2 protein-coding genes are annotated in these 1,730 nt (G+C 55.3%); both read left to right on the top strand.

All coding sequences use genetic code 11. The features are described 5' to 3' along the window. The first annotated feature begins 218 nt into the window (after nt 1–218). Nucleotides 219–758 carry a hypothetical protein gene (locus C516_RS0118000; RefSeq protein WP_018719802.1) on the top strand — a complete coding sequence of 180 codons (540 nt, stop codon included), beginning with the start codon at nt 219–221 and terminating at the stop codon, nt 756–758. A gap of 3 nt (nt 759–761) precedes the next feature. Further along, a complete protein-coding gene (locus tag C516_RS0117995; RefSeq protein ID WP_026321283.1) occupies nt 762–1,631 on the top strand; it encodes a tetratricopeptide repeat protein in 870 nt (289 codons plus the stop codon). Nucleotides 1,632–1,730: the final 99 nt, after the last annotated feature.

The raw sequence follows: 1,730 nt of genomic DNA, 5'->3' as shown, positions 1-1,730 counted from the left end.
CAGGAAGAGAATCATATTTACGTCCCGAGCTACCGTGGCCTCAAGCACCAGCCGGACGGGAGTTACCGGTAATTCGTAAGGGCGCTGCTTTAGGGGGGCGTGGTCTGGCTGAAGCCTCTTCGGTCAGCACCGCGGCCAGCTCGAGCCGTACCGCGACCTTGCCGAAGCGCATGATGCCCTCGCCATGGTGTTCAAGGGGGTGGCCGAGGTTCTAGTTTATGTTTTTCCGAGTGCTGCTTTTTTCCGTGCTATTTGTCTGCTTGCCGGCTCAGGCCGAGGCCATGGTGTTCAAGGGCGTGACCGTGGAGTTCACCTGGACCCCCGACCCCGCCCGGCTCGACTGGGCGGCCGGACCGGTGCCGACGGGCCCCACCCCGTCCCCCGTGCCGGCCGAGACCACCAGGTCGCCTGCCGGGCGCACCCTGTACCTGACGATCACCCTGCCCGATCTGGTGGCGATGGAGGTGAGGGGGACCATTAAGCCTCTATCTGGTAAAGAAACACTGATGGAATTCAGCCTGAGAAAGACCCAAGGAGACGACTATTTGAGATCTGCGGAGGACCTAGGGAGGGTTTCGGGTGAAAAGGATGAAGTGAGCGATGTCGAAGTTGAAAAAACTGGAGATGCACATGTCCTGCGTTACCGGAAGGCGTTCAGTGACGCCGAGGTGAGTGATGGTGTGCGTTTGAGGTTGACGTTCGTCGACCGGCGCTCCGATTACGACATCCAGCAGGATGATTTCACGATGAGGTTCTAGGGTATGGTTTTGCGGTTGTTGTTTGCCTTTGTGCTTATTTTCTCCCTGGTTTCAGCCCAGGCGGAAGTTATCATCGAGGACCCCACGGAGGAGACCCTTAATGACATTATTGGTGGTGCCTCATGTGAAACTATTGAGTCGTGGGCAACGGAAGACAGCGCCAGATCTCAATATCTGATGGGGCTAGTCTATCTCAATGGCGAGGCGCGGTGCGAGATAGATCGTGATGCGGAGAAAGCGGCGGTCTTCGTTAAGGAAGCTCGGGAGAAAGGGGCCGCGGATGCGGCGCTGACACTGGGGGGTATGTATTACTGGGGGGACGGGGTGGATAGAAATAGAGAAAAGGCTGTAAAGCTATTCATTGAATCTGCAAAAGGCGGGCATATCCGTGCGCAAAGAGAGTTGGGTTGGGCTTATTGGGGAGAGGAAATGCAGGATGTGTTCGATAAAGATATCCGGAAAGCTCTATACTGGTTCAAAAAGGCCGGGAAAGCTGGCGATTGGCAGTCCGCTTCCAGCGTGTCGAGGATCTATGAGCGAGGCGAGGTTATCAAGCGGGACGAGAAGAAGGTCTTCTACTGGACAAAGCTGTCATCTGAGGCGAAATATGGCTATAGAACCATGAGTTTTTCTCGGTTGGCCAGGCTCTATGAGAAAGGAATAGGTACAAAGAAAAATCTTGTTCTCGCCTATAAGTATTATGACTTAAGTGGGACGGCGGGTGTTGAAGGCAAACAACGTATCGCGAAGGAAATGACACAGGAACAGATCAACAAGGCAATCCGTCTTTCCCGCGAGTGGCAGGAAGAGAATCATATTTACTTCCCGAGTTACCGCGGTCTCAAACATCAGCCGGACGGGAGTTACCGGTAATTCGTAAGGGCGCTGCTTTTTGGGAGTGTGGTCTGGCTGAAGCCTCTTCGGCCAGCACCGCGGCCAGCTCGAGCCGTACCGCGACCTCGCCGAAGCGCA

Source organism: Arhodomonas aquaeolei DSM 8974 (assembly GCF_000374645.1).
GTDB classification, from domain to species: domain Bacteria; phylum Pseudomonadota; class Gammaproteobacteria; order Nitrococcales; family Nitrococcaceae; genus Arhodomonas; species Arhodomonas aquaeolei.
The sequence above is the reverse complement of the archived record's forward strand: the minus strand, read 5'-3'. Positions and strand labels throughout refer to the sequence as shown.